The organism is Paenibacillus sp. FSL P4-0184, assembly GCF_038004625.1.
Lineage (GTDB): Bacteria > Bacillota > Bacilli > Paenibacillales > Paenibacillaceae > Paenibacillus_AQ.
Genome location: NZ_JBBORN010000002.1, coordinates 119,875 through 142,959, shown reverse-complemented (window position 1 = coordinate 142,959; position 23,085 = coordinate 119,875). Strand labels below are relative to the sequence as shown.

Below are 23,085 nucleotides of genomic sequence, written 5' to 3'. Positions count from 1 at the left end.
TCTGATATATATCTGATGTATTTCATTATATTTTCCAGCCTACATGATGTCAATATAATAATAAGAAATATCTCTAATAAGTGTGATCTTATATAACATGTACCTGTCGCAAAATGTTGAAATCCCTCAAATTTAATAGAAAACGCTTACAAAATCATTCGTATTTAAATACTTTAAATAAACCATCTCTGATCTCATACAGATTAGGCATAATATACAACTTCTGCTTGCTTTTATTTAAAAAAATGCGTAATAATGGCTCACCAGCACCATTATCACGCTTTACTGATATTCTAAAGAGAACAGCCTTTGCAGAAAAACACCTTTTAAACCTTTTGATCGGCAGCATCCTGTTCCGAGATTAAGAGACTCAATTCCTCATGAAGCGTTTCCTCATCAATCATCTTTGACCAATAAGCGTTCAACAATTTACGAAAGCTTTTTAGAACGGCTATGGGAAGTCCTAAATCTTTAAGGTAGGAGAAGGTTGGGAATAACTCTCTGTACATCAGATATCTCGAAGGACGATTCAAATGATCCGCCGTGCTCATCTCAGCGATCCGCTTTCGAGCTGGAATACTTACTGTGCGTTCCCGAATAATTTTCTGTGCTTCTACGGAAGCAAGGAAGTTAACGAATTGACGAGCCGCTTCCTTTTGTCGTGAATTTCCGACCACAGCCGCTCCGATCGTGACCAATAATGTCTTCTGCGGATCTTTTGTTTTCAGCCTAGGTAACGGTGCAAGATCATAATCCAGCGTTAACGCCTTGAATTCATTTAAATTAAAAAAGGTCGTCAGAATCATAGAAACTTGTTCTTGGACAAACAAAGAAATCGTCTCATCTTCATGATTGCCAGCAAGATATTTAGGGAAAATCTGATGGTTGTTCACGAGCCTACTATATACACTGAGACTATTTGCCGTCTCCGGACTAAGTGTACGGTGCTCGGTCCCGTCTGCCACGGTTTGAATCCCGCTCTGCAGCAGGAATACAGAATAACGGTTCTCGGAAGCAGGCACAAAATAAATGGCATGGCGTCCACGTTTCTCTGCCAACTGACGAGCCGCCTCAATCAAGTCATCCCAGGTCCAATAGCTATCCGGCTCAGGAAGATCCGCTTCCCGAAAATGGGCCTTGTTGTAGCACAGCACCACGGGGGAGAAGGAAATCGGATAAGCATACAACTGTTCTTCATGATAGAAAGCCTCTGTCGCGATTGGATATAATTCAGGATCAGGATCAAGCGATTCCAGCAGCTCAGCCGAGCCATTTTCAGCCATTTCCTGAAATTGCGTGCTATTCAGCGATACAGCATCAAGCATCCCATTATTGATCATCTCTACGGCAGAATTCACATGGTCAAAATCATTCAGCGCCAGCGGAAGAATATGAATACCGGGATGCAGTCGATGAAATTCACCAATTAGATCATCCAGCAGAAAGTCCTTGGATAGCGAGGCACTGCAGCCAAAATGAATACGGATCCTCTCCTGCACGGACTCCATAACCTTGCTTCCGACACGGTCGATTTTGACGATAAGGCCTTCTTGGACTAACACATCCAGCCCTCTTCTGACCGATTTATTGCTTAACTCAAACTGCTTGGCTAGCATACTCTCTGCTGGCAGATAAGCACCTGGTTGTAGCACTCCACTTAGGATATCCGTACGAATCTTACCCACCATATGATCCAGTCGCTCTCGGAAGGAATGACGACCTGATTTATTATTCATGTACAATTCTCCCCGAAAAATTTAAATTTACATCATCTCCCTCTTATTTTGCGTCAACTCTGAATTGAAGTCAAATGGAAATTCCGAATTTTCCCACAATTTAAGTTATGTAAATAGCCCCCCTTCAGCCGAGAGATGCCATGGGTGAAGGGCAGGAACTTCGTGTGCGCCCTCCTTTTAATTCAATAATTAGAAAAGCCACCTGAATAGAGGTGGCAAACTTCCAAATTATCTATACGTAAGAGATTTCGCTATGCTAATTGTGTAATAACGAGATGTGCTGAAACAGATCTTGTTCCTCCAGCAAGAGGAGTAATAGTAAGTGCGGTGGAATTGCCAGCAGGATTCCGAACTGTCAGTATGGTGTTAATGACCGTTGTTTGCACTATTGCCATTTCTACGATTTCTGATGTACCTGTCGCACGTCCAACTACCGTATAGGCGAGATCTGCGCCATTAAGAGTCAAGATGAGTTGGCCTGCTTCAGTTACACTAACCTGAAATAATACCTGATAAGTCCCTATTGCTGCTAAGTTAAAAGAACTAGGACCCGTTCGTGCAATCGTCGTCCCGCTGGTAGGGCCATCTTGAGGAAAACTCACGTCTGTGCCCGGTGCTACAGTCGCTGCATTATCGGGGGGCATCAGAGCAAAAAAATCAGCAAAACCTAATACTCCTCCTGCTGCTCCGGTCGCTCCGGTTGCTCCTGCTGCTCCGGCTGCTCCTGGCGCTCCGGTTGCTCCTGCTGCTCCCGGCGCTCCTGGTGCTCCTGGTGCTCCCGGCGCTCCGGTTGCTCCGGTTGCTCCCTGCGCTCCTGGTGCTCCTGGCGCTCCGGCTGCTCCTGGTGCCCCGGTTGCTCCTGCTGCTCCCGGCGCTCCGGTTGCTCCTGCTGCTCCGGCCGCTCCTGGTGCTCCGGTTGCTCCTGTTGCTCCCGCTACCCCTGGCGCTCCGGCTGCTCCTGGTGCCCCGGTTGCTCCTGCCGCTCCGGGTGCTCCTGCCGCTCCGGGTGCTCCCGGTGCTCCGGTTGCTCCCGCTGCCCCCGATACCCCAGGCGCTCCAGCCGCTCCAGTCGATCCGGTTGCTCCCACAAAACCTTGTGGTCCTATTGCTCCTGCAGGACCAGGTAAACCTTGCGGTCCCTGAGGACCTACGGCTCCTTGTGCACCCGGCACTCCTTGCGCACCCTGAGGACCAACGGGTCCCGCTACACCCTGTGGACCTATTGCTCCCGCTGGCCCAGGTTGACCTTGCGGTCCTTGGGGTCCTGGGGGCCCACCGGCGGGACCTTGAGGTCCTTCTGCTCCTTGGATTCCTCGTGCTCCTTGGGGTCCTGGTACTCCTTGGGCCCCTTGTACTCCTTGGATCCCTTGTACTCCTTGAGGTCCTGTAGCACCAACGACTGTTGGAGTGGTAACATTTACTTCGGGCGGAGGACATGTGACTTGTACAATCTTCTTAATAACTTTTCGACGATGTTCTTTTCTTTTTCTTTTCGAAGGAAATACAGTGGCGATTTTTTTCTTATGACACTTTTTATCGTCTGGACAACTCAATACGTACACCTCCCTATAAAGATAGTTCAGTGTACGCATCTTATTAATTTTGGACATGGACCAATAACTAGTTTCTATTAGACTGGAACCTATTTCTATAAAAAAGGGCTATAAAAATAGGGGCTGGCCCTTGAGTAGATTACAATGTCCACACCAATTTGGATCGTTTTTCGTATTTTATCACTAGGACAACTGACATTTCCCTATTAGACCCATATCTATGATTTGGGTCTTTTTTTATTTTTACAAATCATCCCTCAATCTCAGTTTATATCACTTAATTCGCTTTCTGATTTCATAAAAAACAGCCCCCAAATCCTGGGGGCTTCTAACCATTAATTATTATATTTTATCAGCAGGCTTACGAATCGCATTGCCCACCTTCACAAGAATATCAGACATCGAAGTCTCATCATTTACATCATAATCATCAATGTTCAAACGAAGCACTGGGCAAGCTGTAAACTCGTTGATCCATTTCGAATATCTGCCATGCATATGCTCCCAGTAGGAAACATCCGTTTGAATTTCCATCTCGCGGCCACGTTCATTAATTCGGGTCAGGATAGAAGGCAAGCTGCCTTCAATATAAATCAGCACATCAGGATGCGGGAAGTACGGCGTCATAACCATAGCTTCATACAAGCTAGTGTAGGTTTCATAATCCGTTTTGGACATTGTACCTTGATCTGCATGCATTTTCGCAAAAATACCGGTATCTTCATAGATGGAACGGTCCTGAACAAAACCTCCGCCGAGCTCGAACATCTTCTTCTGCTCTTTGAAACGTTCAGCAAGAAAATAGATTTGCAAGTGAAAGCTCCATCTCTCAAAATCATGATAGAACTTTTCGAGATAAGGATTGTGATCGACCTGCTCTAGCGAGGTTTGAAAATTAAGTCTTTTGGCCAAGGCGCCTGTTAAAGTGGATTTCCCCACCCCGACAGTTCCAGCCACGGTAATTATGGCATTTTCCGGGATATGATATGAATTCATTTCATTAGCTCCTTTATATAAGAGACAATTTCAGTGAAGTGTTCTGGATTCTCCACGAAATCGACTGCATTTCCATCAATGGTAATAATTACGGTCGAAGGCTCCTGAGTGGCAAGAGCGGCCATCGCGTCATCATAATCCTTAATTAATTGCTCCAAATATGCAGTATCCATCCCCTCTTCAAAGGGCCGCCCACGTTTTTCAATTCTTGTTAATAACGTATCTAAATTGGCTTTAATATAGAGGATAATATTTGGCTTTGGCAGGTCATCCGTAAGCACATGATAAATTTGCCGATACTTTTCACGTTTCGTTCCATTCAGCGTTCGTTCTCCAAAGATCAGGTTCTTATAAATATGGTAATCCGAAATGACCGGGATCCCTTTATCTATGTATTGTGTAACTGTATCTTCAAGCTGTTTATACCGATTACAGAGAAAAAACATCTCCAGTTGAAAGCTCCAATCGTCCATGTTCTCATAAAATTTAGCTAGAAACGGATTCTCATCGACAATCTCTTTAATGATCGGTAAATTTAACTCCTCTGCTAGCATAGACGCTAATGTTGTTTTTCCAGCCCCGATTGGGCCTTCCACTGCAATAAACGGTGCATGTCTCATTGACGCTGACTTCCTCCTCAGATACGAACCTTTCAATAGCTAATCAAGCATAAACGCCTTCGGCGTCCTTATAAGGACGGTAAGTGTGTAAGCGAGAAATATAAGGATAAAGTATAGTGTGAAACTTATACTTTCTTTTTTTAAAAACAGACTAAATTATTGTATCACATGAGACCTTTCTTGTGAGTGGGTAAATATGAAGAAACTTTTCCAGTAGTTCTAGCGTCTAAATGTAAGATAATGGATTATATCGTGAACATATCAAATTTATCTAATAAGAAAAAGAGAGGTATTCCTATGAAAAAAAAATGGATCAGCATGGTTAGTGCTCTTCTAGTATTAAGCCTCGCCTGTAACGTAAGCGCAGCTGCAGCTGCAGAGAACACAACCACGACTACCAACCTCACTTCGTATGGCGCGGATTATCTGACCAAAACAGATGGTTCCTTCTGGGTATGGGGCGGTAATCGCTCCGTCCCTACGCAAATCCATGACCTGAATGAGGTACAAGCATACTTTGGTTCCCAATATGTAATGAAGAAAGACCTTTCGGTCTGGCAATGGAGAACATCGGCATATTCTGAAGCTGTTAAAGTGACCCCCGTTCAAGAGCTAGACAATCTGGTCGATATATTCATGACAGGAAATAGAACGATAGCCCTTAAAGGAGACGGGACGATTCTAAGCGCCCCCCTTTCATCCGATGGACTCACTACCTCCGCCTTCACACCGGTTTCCGGCGTCGATAACGTGGCAGCTGTGGGCGGTTACTATGAGTCTGATCTTCATAAGAGCTGGACACGTTACGTGTTCTTAAAGAAAGATGGAACTGTTTCTACTACACGCGATGACTTCGAAAGCTTCGAAACCATCCAGAATTTAACGGATATTATTCAAATCAAAAACAATCTTGCACTTAAGAAGGACGGCTCCATATGGAGTTGGCCAGTCCAAGATTATTACAAGAACCAAGGAGCTCCAATAGATCTATCTGCGACCCCTCTCAAGGGAATCAGTAATATTAAAAGTTTAAAAGGAAATCAGAACAGCCTATTAGCCATTGATGGGGCCTCTCAATTATGGTTCTGGGGCGCTACCATTACAGGTTCTTCAGATGGAACAACCTATCATGAACAACCACCGATTCTTCTAAAAGGGATCAAGAATGTAGTTGATGCTTACATCGTAGAGCGCTCTATTGTTGCATTAACCGGGGAAGGAAACGTCTATCAAACTTCTATTGAAAACGAAATGATGCCCGTAGATTCAAAATTTACATTTTTCGAAAAAGAAGTAAGTAGCCTAAAGAAAGGCGGACGACATATCATCATGCAAAAGAAAGACGGCTCACTCTGGGGCTGGGGCGTCAATAAGGACGCACAGCTGGGCTATGGCGACTATGAATTCAGCCATGCCGGGCCCGTTCCAGTGCAAAAGCCTATTTCGATCTCCTTAAACGGAGAATCTATCCCACTCTCAAATGGAGTTATTACTCGAAACGGACAAAATTTCGTCCCGCTTCGATCGCTGTTCGAAAAATTAGGAGCCACAATTACCTATAAAGAGAACATTACAGCTGCGAAAACAATAGATAAACAAATTATGATCACACGAACCGCTACAGATAAACCGGCTCTCGCCATCAGTATTAACGGTGTAACTGGAGCGACAATGGTGAACAATAAAACCGTAAATCTTCCTACACTACCCTTCATCGTAAACGGTTCGATGTATCTGCCACTTCGCTTTATAAGTGAGCAACTCGGAGCAAATGTTGAGTGGCTCCCACAGGAGGAGCGCATCGCCATCACGATGCAATAACGAGTAATCAAAAAAAGGTGTCCCATCACGGGACACCTTTTTATTAATCTTAAGATAAACGTTCGCTGAAATCTTCGAAAGCGAACTGTTTGATCACTTTGATTCCCTCTTCTTCATTGTAACTAACAATGGAAGGCAGATTCACACCGTTAAACATATGGTTCTTCACCATAGAATAATGGGCCATATCAAGGAATACGAGTCTGTCTCCGTATTTCAAAGGCTCCTTGAAGGAATAATCTCCGATAACGTCTCCCGCTAGGCAAGTCATTCCACCTAATCTGTACGTATAAGGAAATTCCCCAGGTTGTCCAGCATCGATAATGTTCGGACGGTACGGCATAGCCAGTACGTCCGGCATGTGGCACTCTGCCGAGGTATCGAGAATCGCAATGTCCATTCCGTTATGCATCACATCAAGAACGGTAGCTACCAGATATCCGGTATTGAGAGCTACTGCCTCTCCCGGCTCCAGATAGATTTCCACACCGTAAGTCTCTTTCATGTGTAGAATACACTTCACCAGGGTCTCCAGATCATAATCAGGGCGTGTAATATGATGACCGCCACCGAAATTAAGCCATTTCATTCCTTTGAGATAAGGTCCGAACTTCTCTTCGACTACCTTGAGCGTACGCTCAAGTGTATCCGAATTCTGTTCGCACATTGTATGGAAGTGTAGTCCATCAATGCCCTCAAGCTCTTCAGGTCTGAAGTTAGGGAGTGTTACTCCCATTCTGGAATAATTGTAGCACGGATCATACAGCGGAACTTCGATCTCGGAATATTCCGGATTCACTCGAATGCCGCAGCTGATGTGCTTCGGTGCATTCTTAACGCGATCCTTGAATCGATTCCACTGGTCAAAAGAATTGAACACAATGTGATCGGAGTATCCAAGGAGCTCATCAAACTCACTATCTATATAAGCTGGTGCGTACACATGAACCTCTTTGCCCATCTTTTCATAGCCAAGTCTGGCTTCGAACAAGGAGCTTGAGGTTACACCATGCAAGTACTTCCCAACTAACGGATACAAGGAATGCATGGAGAAGCCTTTTTGCGCGAGCAAAATCTTTGCTCCAGTGCGTTCCTGTACAGAATTCATAATCTCAAGATTACGTGTAAGCAATCTTTCATCTACAAGGTAACATGGTGACGGGACCCCGCTGATATCTATATCCATTATCGCGCCTTAGTCTAACAGCGTTGGCGAGAAATCTTCTTGCCAAGGCAGACCATGTTTATTTAAAGCTTCCATGAATGGATCTGGATCGAACTCTTCAACGTTGAATACGCCCGGCTTCTTCCAGATACCTTTTATAATTAACATCGCTCCGATCATTGCAGGAACGCCTGTAGTGTAGGAAATGGCTTGGGAGCCAACCTCTGCATAGCACTCTTCATGATCGCAAACATTATATACATAATAAGTTTTTGGCTTTCCGTCTTTAGTTCCTTGGATGATACATCCAATGTTCGTTTTGCCTTTTGTTCTTGGTCCCAAGGAAGCTGGGTCCGGTAAAATCGCCTTCAAGAATTGCAGAGGTACGATCTCTTTTCCTTCATACATGATAGGCTCGATAGAAGTCATGCCCACATTCTCAAGCACTTTCAAGTGAGTCAGGTAATTCTGCGAGAAGGTCATCCAGAAACGGATCTTCTTTACACCCTTGATGTTAACGGCCAAAGACTCTAATTCTTCATGATACAAAAGATAAATATCTTTTGGTCCAATTTCCGGAAGATCGTATACTTTTTTCTCGGAAAGCGGTGCAGTTTCAATCCACTCGCCATTCTCGAAATAGCGGCCATTGGCTGTAATTTCACGAATATTGATTTCAGGATTAAAGTTTGTTGCAAATGGATATCCGTGATCACCAGCATTGGCGTCTACAATATCAATGGTATGAATCTCATCAAAATAGTGCTTTTGAGCGTAAGCTGTGAACACGCCCGTTACACCTGGATCAAATCCACTACCAAGCAACGCGGTAAGGCCTGCTTTTTCGAATCTTTCTTTGTAAGCCCACTGCCAAGAGTATTCAAATTTCGCTGTATCTTGTGGTTCATAATTGGCAGTATCCACATAGTGCACTCCTGTTGCCAGGCACGCATCCATGATTGTCAGGTCCTGATATGGGAGAGCGACATTAATAACGACATCCGGCTCAAAGCTCTTGATCAGTTCAATGACTTCGTCCGTATTATCTGCATCGACCTGAGCAGTAGAAATCTTCGTGCGGCCTCCGGCTAATTTATCTTTCAGAGCGTCACATTTCGCGACAGTTCTGCTAGCTATGCAGATCTCTTCAAATACATCCGGGTTCTGGCAGCATTTGTGAACAACAACACTGGAAACACCGCCAGCGCCAATAATTAACGCTTTTCCCAAAATAAAAACCTCCTAAAATTCCATTTGCAAAATCAACAAGGCTGATTATACATAATATTTTTGAATAAATCAATAAAAACCGACAAAAAATGATGTTTATTGTGTAAAATCTTCAAGGATTCTTATTAATACTCTTGAATGCTCATATTTCCTCGATTATCCACCTATATATCTAATGAAAATCGCTGGAATGGAGTAAATTTCCGGAAACTAGGACAACTAGATTATTCTATCACAAGAGGGGGCTACTTCATACGTTTATTTTAAACTCAATGAGAAACCTCACCATCCTTTCAATTCCGCCTTAAGACGTTCGGTTTAGCGGCATCCTGAACGGCCATTCACCAGTTCCGATCAACAGCACTGCAATGAATATAAAGAAGCCGTAATGTATACTCTTACCCGTTTTTGTCCCAATATTACCGTTGTTCCTATGCCCATCCGTTTCAAGACCCTAATTGAATGATCATTGGGGTTATTATACGTTGTCCCATTGATCCAATATTCATCAGCATCATGATTAAGAATTTCGAGCTGTTTTTTATTGGTTTGAATGGATTTGAACAGCATAAGCTTCTGCATCCCACTCTACCTTAGCGCCTAACATTTCACTGACCAGTCTTAAAGGTACATATACACTATCATTAATAAAGACTGGCTTTTGATCTGTGGCTATTACTTTTCCATTCACTGTCGTTTGTCCATTAACCGAATTTAAGATTAGCGTAGTAGATGTAGATTGCTTTACGGCAATAACTGATCTCGATGGAACGTCCCAACGTACATTCACTCCCATTTGCTGAAATATTCCTCTTAAAGGAACGTAAGTAGAATTGTTGAGCAGTAAAGGAGGCATGGTCAGATCCATTTCACTATTGTTCAACAGGACCTGTATCGATTTCTTCACTGGCTGAGGCGTGTCAATCATAAAATCTCTAACCCCCAACCCAGTCTGTCCAAATTCATTCGTTCCCCATGCAAGAACATGACCGTCTTTTAAGAGTACATAATGATTTCTGTTCCCGCTGGTAATCGAAACTGCATTTTGAATACCACTAATCTGTTTAACATTCATCTTATTTTTATCGCCAACTGTCCACTGCCATACGGTTCCATCGGCTTTTACTGCAGAGTCCGTTGTCATCGATACGACATCAGTGAGTCCTGGAATCTGAATCGGCTGTAAAGTTCCACCCGGATTCATATCTGTGTAATTATTCCATAACCAAACGGTACCATCCCATCTCAAAGCTACTCCACTCCACCCATCAGTATCAACAGCTCTATACTCTCCGCCGCCTTTAAGTAGGGTAGGCTTTAGAACCGCATCCTTTTTAATGCCTCTAGTTTTAGATGAGCCCCATACCCACACCTCTCCGCCGTTCCCAAGTGCCACTGAATTATTCGATCCTGCAGCTATAGCTAAAATGGAGGGTAGTCCTTTCACCTGCACCGGTGTTAGCCCGTTTTTCCCCGAATTATCACCGAGTTCTCCTTGCTCATTGCCTCCCCACGCCCATACCGTTCCGTCTTTTCGAAGCGCTAAGCTATGTGTGTCTCCTGCTGAAACAGAAATCACATCCGTTAGCCCCTTCACTTGAACCGGCTCTACAAGGACTGTCGAGGACTGCGCTCCAGTGCCAAGTTGTCCATGTTCGTTCCCCCCTACTGCCCACACTGTTCCATCGTCTTTCAACATCAAATTATGACGGTAGCCACCTGAAACTTGCTTAACATGATCGATGCGCATTTTGACTGGAGTATACGCTGGCGTGGTTGCCCCATTACCAATAGAGCCGTATCCACCACCCCAAGCCCAGGCTGTTCCATCCGGAGTGATGGCATAAGCGCTTCTATCCCCCGCATCCAGTCCTGTGATGCCAGACAATAACTTCTTTTCATCCGGGAAATTCACTACACTGTCCGCTTTTACTATTAATGGTGAGGCTGTAGCTAGGATAATAGCTGCCCCAACAACTACAATACCTATTCGTCTTATCTGAATTTTAATGCTTGAAATTTGTCTTCCCACTTAAGATCACTCCTTTTAGAATTGGTAGGGTCAAACTGTTGATCTGCAACAATAGAGACCCCCACTGTATTCAATCTTCTTATATAGACTGTGGAATATTATGTAAAGTTGCGAGAAACTGTAATTTTTCAAATCAATTTATACGCTTTAACCTGTAGTTTAGGATTGAAGCTGATTTTAACTGTTTATATGGCATAAATCGCTTGTTGCTGCGCTCTAGGTCTCTCGTCCGTCTTTTGACACACTAAAACTTCAAGAGCATAATAAGCATCGGCATATTGCAACGGATTCCCACAACATACAGAGTTATGCAGGATTTTAGTGTGTTTTGCACCAGAGAGGATGATTACGAGTGAAAAAAGATTTTCAAATAAAAAATAAGCCCTTTCTAATTTTCAGCTTCATCCTGCTCTTAAAATGCGCAGTGGCCTGGTTCGTAGTATTTAGTGATGGCCCTAATTGGAGCATGCTGCTCACAGAGATCCCGTTCTTCTTTATCGTCTTTGGACTCATTGAGTGGATGGCTTCCAAACGGAAGTTTCTGTATTACATGATTGCGAACTTATTAATTTCAGTGATTTATTTTGCCGTCCTGATGTATTACAAGTATTACGGCGTAATTGCTACTTACCATGCTTTGGAACAGGCAGATAAGGTAACCAAGGTCGGAGAAAGCACATACTCCTTGCTGGATCCTTACTATTTGTTCATTTTTGTGGATATTGTAGTCTTCATGTTCTTTATGTTCCGTCCCAAATATATTGCGATCTGGAAAGAAAGAGGCATGAACCGGCGTATGAACCGAACCGCCTTACTTGGGATCATCAGTGTTTCACTTGCGATATGTGTCTTTAATATTTGGCCGAATCATGCCAGTATGAACGAGAACAAAAAGGCAGAGCGTATGGGGATTCTCAATTACGAGGTATATACCATTTTTGCCGACACCACAGAAAAGAAAGAAATGATCGACAGCAAAGAAATTACGCAGCAGTCTGTGGACGCTACAAAGGGGATTACGGAGCCAGTCTCTCCAAAGTATTGGACAGCGGCTCAAGGTAAAAATCTCATTGTAGTGCAGATGGAATCTTTTCAGAATTTCCTGCTTGGCTTAAGCATTGACGGACAGGAAGTAACTCCCAATCTAAATAAACTTATTTCAAGCGAACATTATTTCAATAACTTCTATACAAATGCGGGGCAAGGAACAACATCGGATGCTGAGTTTGTAGTGAACACCTCTCTCTATGTTCCTCATCACGAAGTAGCCACTTCATCCAACTATATGACTAAGGAACTTCCAAGTCTGCCCAAGCTGATGAAAGCTAATGGATATAACACGGCCACCTTTCACACTAATAGCGTAGAATTCTGGAACCGCAAAACCTTATACAAGGTGCTAGGCTTTGATAAATACTACGATCAGTCCTTCTATGGAGATGATGATCATATTGCATTCGGATCTTCCGATGAGGTGCTGTATGCCAAGACCGTTCCTGAATTAGTCAAAATGGATGCGGTAGACGATCCTTTTTACGCGATGGTCATTTCTATGAGTGCTCATCACCCTTATAAAATGCCAGAATCTAAATTTAAGATGACGTTGCCTAAACGGTACGAAGGGACCTTAGTCGGCGACTATATTTTAGCCCAAAATTATGCGGATTACGCCATGGGACAATTTCTAGACGAGCTGAAGTCCAGCGGGTTATGGGACGATAGCGTGATTGTCTTCTACGGAGATCATCAAGGTGTATCCCTGTATTCCCTTGACGGCAATGAGAAATCATTAATGGAGGAAATGGTCGGACACGAGTATGGATATACCGATATGTTCAACGTTCCTTTCATAGTTCATGCCCCGGGCATAGACCAGCCTACTGTGTATACCCAAACTGGCGGTCAGATTGACATCTTACCAACTGTAGCTAATCTGTTAGGGATTTCTATGAAGGACCAGCTCCACTTCGGAGAAGATCTGATGAATCAACAGACCAACCTGCTACCTGTTAGACATTTTCTTCCTACTGGTTCTTTTATTAATGACACAAGCTTGTACTTGACTGGTGTCGATTACAATGATGGAAATAACTATGACCTAATCGACGGCTCTGAAACTGAGAGCGGTTCGACACAAGCGCAATTTGATGCCGTTCAGCGGCTCCTGAATATGTCTAATAGTTATATTCTGCAACGGCCGGATTTATCTTCTACGGATGATGGCGAACAGAGCAAATAATTGATATTTAATAAAAAGAATGCCCTTCAGCCATTGGCCGAGGGGCATTCTTGCGTTTATTAAAATAATTAAACCGTTGTTGCTGGCACACTCTCAAGAATTGCCTCTTTCTCTACAGGTGCGTTAACCAGCATATACACACGAGATTCGTATGGGCGTAATGCCACTGTCTCGATCTTCTCGGCAGGGTCAACTTCATAGTTATTCAACAGCAACTCACTGGAGTCAAATTCCAGATCAAACGGAAGGTCGAACAGCGCTTCCTCTGAAGTCAGGTTTGACATGACCAGCAATTTCTCATTGCCAAGTGTACGAGTATAAGCGTAGATTCGTTCATCTTCAGGCAGGATCAAATCATAGGTTCCATAAACGGTAATAGGATTAGCGGCCCGAAGTGCGATTAGCTTTTTATAATGATGATAAATGGAATCAGGGTCCTGCTTCGCACGTTCCACATTGATCTCCGTGAAATTAGGATTGACCTTCATCCAAGGCTTGCCGCTACTGAAACCAGCGTTCTCAGAGTCATCCCAATGCATTGGCGTTCTAGAATTGTCGCGGCCGTTCTTCCAGATAACCTCCATGACTTCTTCATGTGATTTTCCGGCTTCTGTCTCTAAACGATACAGGTTCTTCATCGCCACATCATCATAATCATCCATGGAATCAAATCGTACATTAGTCATCCCAATTTCTTGACCTTGATAAATAAACGGTGTTCCTTGCATTAGGAAATACATCGTAGCCAGCGATTTGGCCGATGCCTTCCAATACTCACCATCATTTCCCCAAGTGGAAACTGAACGCGGTTGGTCGTGATTCTCGATAAATAATGCATTCCAGCCTCTACCCTCAAGACCTTTTTGCCAACGGGAAAGTGCTGATTTCAGCTGCAGAACATCCAAGCCACCCGTAACACTCTTATTCCAAAGGGCTAAATGCTCGAATTGAAAAATCATATTGAATTTGCCTTGCTCCTCGCCTACCCACATTTCCGCTTGATCGACACTAACACCACTCGCTTCACCAACGGTCATAATGTCATAACGATCGAATGTTTCCTCTTTCAGCTCCTGAAGAAAATCGTGAATCCCTTCCCGATTCATATGACCTGCACCGGACGAAACGAACGGAAGACTATCTGGATTTGGCAGATCAGGAAGACCTGGGATTTTCTTAATATGTGAGATAGCATCCACTCGGAAGCCGTCGATCCCTTTATCTAGCCACCAATTGACCATACCGTATAATTCCTGACGTACTTCAGGATTCTCCCAGTTGAGGTCAGGCTGTCTTTTGGAGAATACATGCATGAAATATTGCTCTGTAGCAGGGTCAAGCTCCCAGATCGAACCGCTAAAAATACTCTCCCAGTTATTCGGTTCCTTTCCGTCCTTAGGATCTCTCCAAATATAATAATCACGTTTAGCATTATCCTTGCTTGAACGCGCTTCAACAAACCAAGGGTGTTCGTCTGAAGTATGATTAATGACAAGATCCAGAATCAGCTTCATGCCCCGTGCATGAACCTCGCTTAATAACTGATCGAAATCAGCCATACTGCCGAACTCCGCCATAATATCCTGGTAATCCGAAATATCATATCCATTATCATCGTTCGGGGATTTATAAATAGGACAAATCCAAATGACATTAATGCCAAGGTCCTGTAAGTAATCAAGTTTTGAGATGACTCCCTGCAGATCTCCAACACCATCGCCATTGCTGTCCATAAAGCTCCGTGGGTAAATTTGATACGCTGTGGCTTCTTTCCACCATGTTCTGTTCAATGTATGCAGCTCCTTCGTATTCATATACCCTCTTAGGAAAATATTTTCCTATTCAATTCACGAATTAGTGATTTTCATAATAAAACTTAAGATTATCGACTAAAAAACTATCTATTTAGGGTTTATTCAAGGAAATTATTTTCCTATGCGATCATTATAGGATCTTTTATTTTCCTGGTCAATAACAATCTTTTGGATTCTTGAAGCTATCCGTGATATGCTTGCGATATATTCTAGAACGAATACAAGATTGGAAAGTTATGGTGATATTCTTGAAGGTAAAAATTAAAGATATAGCCAAAATGGCTGACGTTTCAATAGCTACCGTATCAAGGGTTGTCAATAACAGCAAACCGGTAAACGAGGAAGTTCGTAAGCGTGTATTGGAAGCCATGAAACAAATGAATTACCGTCCTAATGTCATCGGTTCAGATGCAGGTAGACCGGATACACCTCTGATTGGTGTCATTATTCCGCAGAACAGTAATACCGTGCTTGATGATTTCAATATTGGCATACGTGATCTCGCCGAGCTATATGGTTATGATGTTTTGGTCGGGTTAACAGACGGAAGTGTTAATAGTGAACTTCATTATTTGAACTTATTCCATCATATGGGGACTGAGGGTTATATATATGTAGGCTCGGTTCCGAGTAAGGAGCACTTGGAGATTATCCAGAAATCCGGGTCACCTTGCGTGTTAGTTGGAGAACAATCTCAGATTGATTCGATCCCTTCTGTCCATCTGGATAATGTTACCGCCTCCTATGAAGCCGTTACTTATCTGATTCAAAAAGGACATAGAAGTATCGGCATGATCCGGGTATCTGGAGATAATGCAGTGGGTGGCGATCGATATCGCGGCTATCAACAAGCACTTATGGATGCAGGCATTACCTTAAGAGAAGAATGGGTAGTAGAAAGTGGAATGGCCGTAGAAGATGGAAGTGATGCTATGCGCCGGATTAAGGATAGCGGGGAACTACCTACTGCGGTTTTTTGCTCCACAGATTGGATAGCTGTAGGGGCGATGAATTTTCTGATCGATAACGGTATTCGGGTGCCAGAGGATGTTGCGGTGTTCGGATTCGATAATAGCTTTATCGCTTCTGTCGTTCGTCCCAAGCTGTCCTCGGTGGAATACTCCGGAACGGAGATTGGAATGACTGCTACCCGAACTTTAATCAAGCTGATTAAAGGGGAGACTGGTATTCAGCATCATGCAAATGTTGCTCATTATTTGGCAATTCGTGAAAGTACGGGTTAGGGAAAGCTTCCCTAACCCTATTTTTAAATCTGATAATGGTTATTGTGTAAATCCTACACGGGCGCGTTCCCGTCCTTTAATATCTAGTGTGATGGAACAGACGGATGTCATGGGAATATAAAGCTCCTCGAATTCTGTCCGATATTTAATAAACTTCTCAGTTACCGTTTCCAAAATGCCTTTTCTAGCGTTAGAGCCATCTACAAAATAAATGGTTACCTCTTTGCCCTGCAAAGCTTCCAGCATCATTCACTTCACTCCTTCGACTTACAGATTTGTGATAACTTTGTCGATAATCCCGTACTCCACTGCTTCCTCGGCTGACATGAAATAATCCCGATCCATGTCTTGTTGTACCTTCTCCACCGTCTGTCCGGTTCGGTCCGCTGTAATCTGGACAAGCACTTCCCGTAGCTTCAAAATACGTTTGGCTCTAATCGCAATATCACTGGCCTGCCCCTGTGCACCACCATGTGGCTGGTGAATCATAATCTCACTATTCGGCAGCGCATAACGTTTACCTTTAGCCCCAGCTAACAATAGAAGTGAACCAAAGGAAGCCGCCATACCTGTGCAGATCGTATTTACTTGCGGTTTAATGAGCTGCATTGTGTCATAAATACTTAATCCCGCTGTTACGGAGCCCCCTGGACTATTGATATACATGTGTATATCTTTATCTGGATCCTCAGCTGATAAGAACAGCAATTGGGCAACAACACTATTCGCTAATTGATCCTCAATCTCCGCCCCTACAAACACAATTCGGTCCTTTAAGAGCCGCGAATAAATATCGTAGGATCTTTCCCCTTGATTCGTTTGTTCAATGACATAAGGAATGTACGCCATGCGTATGCGACCTCCATCCGTTTATTTTATTTGAAATCTACCCTGTAAACGGATTAGTCTATGGATAGGATACGTTAAGCGGGCAAAATATTATTTTTATTATTGCGTATCTTAATTTGGAGCTCATTCGTTTATTATTAGAAGTAACCGAAAGCACTTTACCGGAAAAGGGGTTATGCAGAGTGATCAGCCTTGAGAAGCTTAGCGCCGGCCATGAACCGGATGAGAATCATACCACGTCTTTGCAAATGGCCCTGAAGCGGTATTGCCTTGCACTGACACAATCCCCGTGGGAGGCCGAAGATTTGGCTCAGGATACGTGGGTCAAAGCACTGGGCTATATGAAGACATCCAAACATTCGAAGCTGAAGAGCGATATGAACGATACAAGTCAAATGAACAACAATTCAGAACATACAAGTCGTACGAATTTCAGCTCGCTAACGAATCATCCAAATCCTGAGGCGCTACTCCTGCGGATTGCCAGAAATACCTGGACAGATATTATGCGGCGAAAAGCCACGTTGTCACGAGTGCTGGAAATGGATCAACCACGGACAGAGGAAGCAGCAGGGTATGGTTTATTTGAGATTGAGGCTGCTTTTCAAGCCTTACAGAAGCATCTGTCTCCACTGCAGCAAGCGGTGTTCCTGCTCCGCGATGTTTTCGAGCACTCCGGAAGCGAAGCTGCCGAAATCCTCGACACCACAGAAGGAGCTATCAAAGCTGCTCTGCATCGAGCCCGCCAAGCCCTCCCTGCAGTCAGACAAGAGCTTCTTCAATCTAATGGCCCCTCCATACTGCAGGATACGGAACTACAGATTGCCTTGAATCGTCTTGCATCCGCCTATGAACAAGGACAAATCTCCGAGCTGATTGAGCTTGTCCTTGTGGATGAAAGTCAAGAAACTGTAATGGCCGTGTCCAGCCAAAGCTTACAGAGCTTCCAAAGCGTTCAACCTTTCCAATCTGGCGGATTCAGCTCTATGGGCTGGAACTATTCCGAGCCAGGAATGCGGATGGTGGCTTAGTCTTTCGTGACGCTATTTCATAATACTGGAGTAAGCTTAGCTAAATGAAGCACATTACGTTACGTTATAACCGAACAAATATTAGTTTTGAAAAGTGTGAGTTTGATGAGATCGGTATGTTTTGTGAGTTAGGTCAAAAACGAATCTACTGCACTATCTGCAATAGATTCTTAATAAAAGTGACTTTTAAGTCGATTTCTCATCTTTTGATTGTATAAAGTGCAATAGAATCAAATTATGTCCTATATAGTTTAAATTCTATTGCACAAAGTACAATCACACTAATGAAATCTCCTCACATATCTTTATGCTTCATTCATCACCACTCATCACTCTTTAAAGTACAATTCCCCTGCTTTCTACGGAAACCTTTAATTAGACTTATAAATAAACATTATTGTTAGTTAGGAGTGATATTTTATGAGGAAAATTCTTATCTTAGGCGGCACGCGCTTTTTTGGAAAAAGGTTAGTTGAACGATTGCTACAAGATTCCGTAAACGATGTAACGATACTTACACGCGGGGAAACTAGCGATTCCTTTGGAGATCTCGTTCACCGGATCCATGCGGACCGTTTCCAAGCAAACGAGCTCGCTCAGGCGGTAGGAGATACACTATGGGATGTCGTGTTCGATAATATTTGTTATTCACCGGACGAAGCGGATCAGGCACGCCGGATTTTTGATGGTAAAACGAAACGGTATATCCTCACCTCAAGTTTATCCGTTTATGATTTCAGTGAAGAAGCGCTGACCGAGGACATTTTCGATCCTGAAACTTACCCTATCCGCCACGGAGGGCGAAATGATTTCACCTATCAAGAAGGAAAAAGACTGGCGGAAGCCGTCTTCATGCAGCAGGCTAGCTTTCCAGTCGCTGCGGTTCGCTTTCCAATTGTGCTGGGCATAGATGATTATACGCGAAGACTTCATTTTCATATTGAGCATGTCCGTAATGAGTTGCCTATTGGTATACCGAATCCCGAAGCACAGATCTCCTTTATCCGTTCGGATGAAGCTGCTGATTTCCTATATTGGCTCGGCTGTAGCTCTACTATGGCAGGACCGTTCAACGCTTGCTCAGACGGTACGGTTAGAATTAAGGATATTCTCACAATGATTGAAGAAGAAACTGAGAAGCACGCTATCATCCAGAACCAAACCGCGGACGAGCATATGTCGCCATTCGGAATTGAACAATCCTGGTTTATGGATACGACCAAAGCCCAGTCGGCGGGGTACAAGTTTCTCCTTCTAAATGACTGGCTTCCAGAGCTAGTTAGCTCCCTGAACAAAACCTACGAGTAATATACGCCCTCATCCTCCCTCATTTATCTAAACGACAAAAAAGCTGCTCCAAAGTAGAGTTCATCTACGATAGAGCAGCTTTTTCATTGTACAAAACCTCTGCGAATATTTAAATAATTGCACTCTATACAACTAAATCAGGCCAATCAGGCTTATGTTCAACTTTAGTTGTATTCTGTGCAATTAAAATCTAGCTAAACACCACTAACAGCCAATTCTCGTAGAAATAATTGCACTAAGTGCAATTAAACACTCATAGCAGAAAACACAAACTTTAATAGCTGCATTAAATACAACTAACCACAAAAAAGGCAACCAGAAGTCTCCCTCTTAGCTACCTTTTAACATTACAGAACTAGCAAATCAAGTCACTCCCTATATGTGTGCATCCGATCAAGAAGCAAACCTCTCCCTACCTATGCGGAGATTGTCAAATAAGAGCGCTCCACAGGCGTTTCAGCGCCAGGTGAGTCACTGTCATCCCCAGCGATAATCTCGTCTACTATGTCCGAATTAATCTTGAAGACGTTGATTTCCTTGAATAATTTTTGCGAAATCTCATTAATCTCAACGGCTTGGCGAGCAATGTCGTGGATCGCGTTGTCCTGCTGTACGCTAGAGGCATTCACTTCCTGAACCCCTGCCGCAGTTTCCTCAGCAATGGCAGCCACGTTGTGAACAGACTCTGCGAGTCTACGATTCATAGTCTGTGTCATATCTACCTTGTCATGGATTTGCCCAATCTGCTTACTAATCTCAACGATCGACTGATCTATCGCTTCAAAAGACGACAACGTTTCTGCCACTTTTTGATCCTGCTCTTCAAGATTTCCTTTGGTCTCCAGCATATATTGCTGAAATTCATCCATCCCTGCTTGCAGCTCGTTAATAATCTGACTGATATGTACGGAGGACTCTTTGGTCTGATCAGATAATTGTCTCACTTCATCTGCTATGACAGCAAAGCCCTTCCCATAAACTCCCGCCCGCGCTGCTTCAATTGCTGCATTTAGTGAGAGAATATTGGTCTGGTTTGAAATGTTTGTGATCGATTTGGTAATTCTGGAGATATCCTTCGATTGGTCGCTCAATTTGGTTAAAGCAAGATATACTTTATTCACAGACTCACGTGAGTGCTCTGATACCTCGCGCAAAGCGATGACGGACTCGGAACCTTTTCGAGTATTGTGATTAGCCGTTTGACTTGTCGAGAGCATAACCTCGGTATATTCCGTAATTTCATGAACTTCCCGTTCCAATTCCTGAATTAAGCTTGCGCTCTGCTCAGATTGTCCGGCTTGCTGCTCAGCGCCTACAGAGATTTCCTGTATTGTGCTTACGATTTCTTGATTCGTATGAGCGGTGATCGATGAAGATTGTTGAAAAGAGTGCGAATAAGTCGCGAGCGAAGAAGCTACCGATTGGGTCTGCTGAAGCATCTCTCGTACCCCCAACACCATATGGTCGAAATGATGACTCAGACTTCCTAGTTCATCGTTATATGGCGAATTAATCTGCTGCCGCAAATCCCCCTCAGCAATTTTACGTAGAGCTACTTGCAGCTTATTTATAGGGTTCAGGAAGGAACGAATAAGCATAACAGCAATAATAAGTGTGAAAATGAATACTAGTATTGCTGCATAAGCCCCCATAGAACTAGTCAGATTTAACAAATCAAAAGAATAGTCTTGAGCCTTTTCTGCGTTCTCTGCTGCTGCTGTATATAGTTTCTCATTGGTCTCCAGCATAGCTTTATTCATAGCTAGCGCCTTCGTATGTAATTCATCTATTCGTTCCAGAACGGCCATGGGATCAAGCTGCTCGTCCTTTATGGTATTCACTAATCCGTCAAAATATCCTGTATATCCTCCAACTTGATTATGTAACTGTTCTAACTCCTTAGACGCTGGCGAATCTGCTTCAAACTTCACTTTACCCAATTCTTCCATTAGCTTTGTCTGCTTGTCCTTAAAAGGTTGGGTAAACTCTAAATCGCTAGAATCCGCTAGAGAGGTCTCCACACTGTTCATTTCTTGAAGCAGTTGAGTAATGGTGGATACTGTAATTCTTTTTTCCATCTCCATTTTTTGTGTTTCCATAGAGATTTCTACTTGATTGATTTTATAGTTTTGGTATAGCGCTACCCCTAGAAAGAATAGTACCACGGCAGAAAAACTCAAGATCAACTTCCACTTCATTGATAGATGCATAGACCTAGCCTTCAACAATATCATCCTCCGTATAAAGCCTCATATGGCAATAGGTACTTTTTACTAATATCTAAATTGTAGAAGCTGTACATTAAATACCGGACACAGTTTTGTATGAGAAATGTAAATTTTGTCGAGTACACGTTCACAACTATCCTATTGCAATTGACGTAACGATAAGTGCTAAAATACTTCTCATAGGGCGCCTTATCAATCTATAGAACGGGAGTTGTCTATGAGTGGATTTGTGACCATTGATAAGCTTTCTACGCAAATCGGACTGACGAGTCGGACGTTGCGTCACTGGGAGGCACAAGGATTATTTGAAAGTCACCGTGAGGCTAGCTCGGGTTGGCGAATTTATGATGAACACGCAATCCTTGCCATTCAAATTACTGCATTATTAAGAAAGCTTGATATTAGTATTAAAGATATCGGAACCGTTCTAAAGAACATGTCCGTACAGTCCTTATATGAAACACTTCTTCAACAATCCGCTTCAATTCATAATGAGAAATCCGAGCTAACACAAAAAGATCGCGAAATCCGCTTCTTATTACAATTAATATCCGCACGTACGGAGGAGTCCATAACTAACCATTTGTTATTAGAGCTAAATGAAGAATCATGCAATACATTGGATGATTTGAATGAGAACGAGGAGGTTCTATCTATGACAACAATTAAACACTCTCCACCTATCCATGTAAGATTCATTACACTTCCATCTATGAGATTCGCTTATAACATTGCAGTCAGTACATCCCCAGAGGATGAAGCTATGCTACCTGTCTTGGAATGGTTGGAAGCTAACCACCTCTTAGGGACGGCACGTTTATTTGGCGGGAATTCAAATCCGCATCCTAGTGGTGAGAATAACCCTTATGGCTATGGATTCTGTGCCTCCATTCCTGAAAATGTAGAAATACCAAGCCAACTTAAAGAGATGCGGTTCGACGGCGGTCTCTATGCGATGACGGAAAGCAGTGATGATATCTACGGCTCATGGCAAGCACTGATGAGTTTTTTGGATAATAACCTTGATTATCAAGCTGACCACGATTCAAGATTATGTCTTGAGGAGCATATCCGTAACGATAGTCCCAAAGGCAGCGGAAATGAGTATGTATTAAATCTGCTCGAACCTGTAAAAAAGAGAGCATAAACAAAACGCTCTCCTTTGCCCATCATGGCATTGGAGAGCGTTTCTATTGTCATCAAGAAATATGATGATCGC

General features: G+C 43.3%; 17 protein-coding genes. 6 read left to right on the top strand and 11 right to left on the bottom strand.

Annotation, left to right across the window (positions count from 1 at the left end; genetic code table 11):
* Positions 1 to 326 precede the first annotated feature (326 nt).
* The 4 genes from MKY52_RS22315 to MKY52_RS22300 form a co-directional block, all read right to left on the bottom strand.
* Positions 327 to 1,736, bottom strand: a complete 1,410-nt coding sequence (locus tag MKY52_RS22315; RefSeq protein WP_076298587.1) for an extracellular solute-binding protein — start codon at positions 1,734 to 1,736, stop codon at positions 327 to 329.
* Between the two features lie 251 nt (positions 1,737 to 1,987).
* On the bottom strand, positions 1,988 to 3,289 hold the full coding sequence (locus MKY52_RS22310; RefSeq protein ID WP_341053594.1) for a collagen-like protein: 1,302 nt from the start codon (positions 3,287 to 3,289) through the stop codon (positions 1,988 to 1,990).
* Positions 3,290 to 3,631: 342 nt separating this feature from the next.
* Entirely contained in the window at positions 3,632 to 4,285 is a 654-nt protein-coding gene (locus tag MKY52_RS22305) for a deoxynucleoside kinase (RefSeq protein WP_042186705.1), read from the bottom strand.
* Entirely contained in the window at positions 4,282 to 4,905 is a 624-nt protein-coding gene (locus MKY52_RS22300) for a deoxynucleoside kinase (protein WP_341053592.1), read from the bottom strand. The genes MKY52_RS22305 and MKY52_RS22300 overlap by 4 nt, the downstream gene beginning before the upstream one ends.
* 297 nt (positions 4,906 to 5,202) lie before the next feature.
* Between MKY52_RS22300 and MKY52_RS22295 the strand changes: the two genes are divergently transcribed.
* On the top strand, positions 5,203 to 6,726 hold the full coding sequence (locus MKY52_RS22295) for a stalk domain-containing protein (RefSeq protein WP_341053591.1): 1,524 nt from the start codon (positions 5,203 to 5,205) through the stop codon (positions 6,724 to 6,726).
* Positions 6,727 to 6,775: 49 nt separating this feature from the next.
* On the opposite strand, the gene nspC is transcribed toward MKY52_RS22295, so the two are convergent.
* The 3 genes from nspC to MKY52_RS22280 form a co-directional block, all read right to left on the bottom strand.
* Positions 6,776 to 7,912, bottom strand: coding sequence for a carboxynorspermidine decarboxylase (gene nspC, locus MKY52_RS22290; RefSeq protein WP_341053590.1), 1,137 nt, complete (start codon positions 7,910 to 7,912; stop codon positions 6,776 to 6,778).
* Positions 7,913 to 7,921: 9 nt separating this feature from the next.
* Entirely contained in the window at positions 7,922 to 9,121 is a 1,200-nt protein-coding gene (locus MKY52_RS22285; RefSeq protein ID WP_042126167.1) for a saccharopine dehydrogenase family protein, read from the bottom strand.
* A gap of 541 nt (positions 9,122 to 9,662) precedes the next feature.
* Positions 9,663 to 11,153 (bottom strand): stalk domain-containing protein, encoded by a 1,491-nt coding sequence (locus MKY52_RS22280; protein ID WP_341053588.1) that lies wholly within the window; start codon positions 11,151 to 11,153, stop codon positions 9,663 to 9,665.
* Between the two features lie 352 nt (positions 11,154 to 11,505).
* Between MKY52_RS22280 and MKY52_RS22275 the strand changes: the two genes are divergently transcribed.
* Positions 11,506 to 13,392, top strand: coding sequence for an LTA synthase family protein (locus MKY52_RS22275; RefSeq protein WP_341053587.1), 1,887 nt, complete (start codon positions 11,506 to 11,508; stop codon positions 13,390 to 13,392).
* 68 nt (positions 13,393 to 13,460) lie between these two features.
* On the opposite strand, the gene MKY52_RS22270 is transcribed toward MKY52_RS22275, so the two are convergent.
* Positions 13,461 to 15,182 carry a glycoside hydrolase family 13 protein gene (locus MKY52_RS22270; RefSeq protein WP_341053585.1) on the bottom strand — a complete coding sequence of 574 codons (1,722 nt, stop codon included), beginning with the start codon at positions 15,180 to 15,182 and terminating at the stop codon, positions 13,461 to 13,463.
* Between the two features lie 272 nt (positions 15,183 to 15,454).
* Between MKY52_RS22270 and MKY52_RS22265 the strand changes: the two genes are divergently transcribed.
* On the top strand, positions 15,455 to 16,450 hold the full coding sequence (locus tag MKY52_RS22265; protein ID WP_339802246.1) for a LacI family DNA-binding transcriptional regulator: 996 nt from the start codon (positions 15,455 to 15,457) through the stop codon (positions 16,448 to 16,450).
* Between the two features lie 39 nt (positions 16,451 to 16,489).
* Here the strand turns inward: MKY52_RS22265 and MKY52_RS22260 are convergent, their stop codons facing one another.
* Both MKY52_RS22260 and clpP read right to left on the bottom strand, forming a co-directional pair.
* Positions 16,490 to 16,699, bottom strand: a complete 210-nt coding sequence (locus MKY52_RS22260; protein WP_341053582.1) for a hypothetical protein — start codon at positions 16,697 to 16,699, stop codon at positions 16,490 to 16,492.
* A gap of 18 nt (positions 16,700 to 16,717) precedes the next feature.
* The gene (clpP, locus tag MKY52_RS22255) at positions 16,718 to 17,299 is read right to left on the bottom strand and encodes an ATP-dependent Clp endopeptidase proteolytic subunit ClpP (protein WP_042186692.1); all 582 of its coding nucleotides are present in this window, start codon (positions 17,297 to 17,299) and stop codon (positions 16,718 to 16,720) included.
* Between the two features lie 182 nt (positions 17,300 to 17,481).
* On the opposite strand from clpP, the gene MKY52_RS22250 reads away from it, so the two are divergent.
* Together MKY52_RS22250 and MKY52_RS22245 are read left to right on the top strand one after the other, a co-directional pair.
* Positions 17,482 to 18,330: an RNA polymerase sigma factor gene (locus tag MKY52_RS22250; RefSeq protein WP_341053580.1), complete on the top strand. Its 849-nt coding sequence runs from the start codon at positions 17,482 to 17,484 to the stop codon at positions 18,328 to 18,330.
* A 420-nt stretch (positions 18,331 to 18,750) separates the two neighbouring features.
* Positions 18,751 to 19,638 (top strand): NAD-dependent epimerase/dehydratase family protein, encoded by an 888-nt coding sequence (locus MKY52_RS22245; RefSeq protein ID WP_341053578.1) that lies wholly within the window; start codon positions 18,751 to 18,753, stop codon positions 19,636 to 19,638.
* A 416-nt stretch (positions 19,639 to 20,054) separates the two neighbouring features.
* Here MKY52_RS22245 and MKY52_RS22240 read toward each other — a convergent pair whose 3' ends face one another.
* The gene (locus MKY52_RS22240; RefSeq protein WP_341053577.1) at positions 20,055 to 21,737 is read right to left on the bottom strand and encodes a methyl-accepting chemotaxis protein; all 1,683 of its coding nucleotides are present in this window, start codon (positions 21,735 to 21,737) and stop codon (positions 20,055 to 20,057) included.
* A 346-nt stretch (positions 21,738 to 22,083) separates the two neighbouring features.
* On the opposite strand from MKY52_RS22240, the gene MKY52_RS22235 reads away from it, so the two are divergent.
* Complete coding sequence (locus MKY52_RS22235; RefSeq protein WP_341053574.1) at positions 22,084 to 23,013, top strand: MerR family transcriptional regulator; 930 nt, start codon at positions 22,084 to 22,086, stop codon at positions 23,011 to 23,013.
* Positions 23,014 to 23,085: the final 72 nt, after the last annotated feature.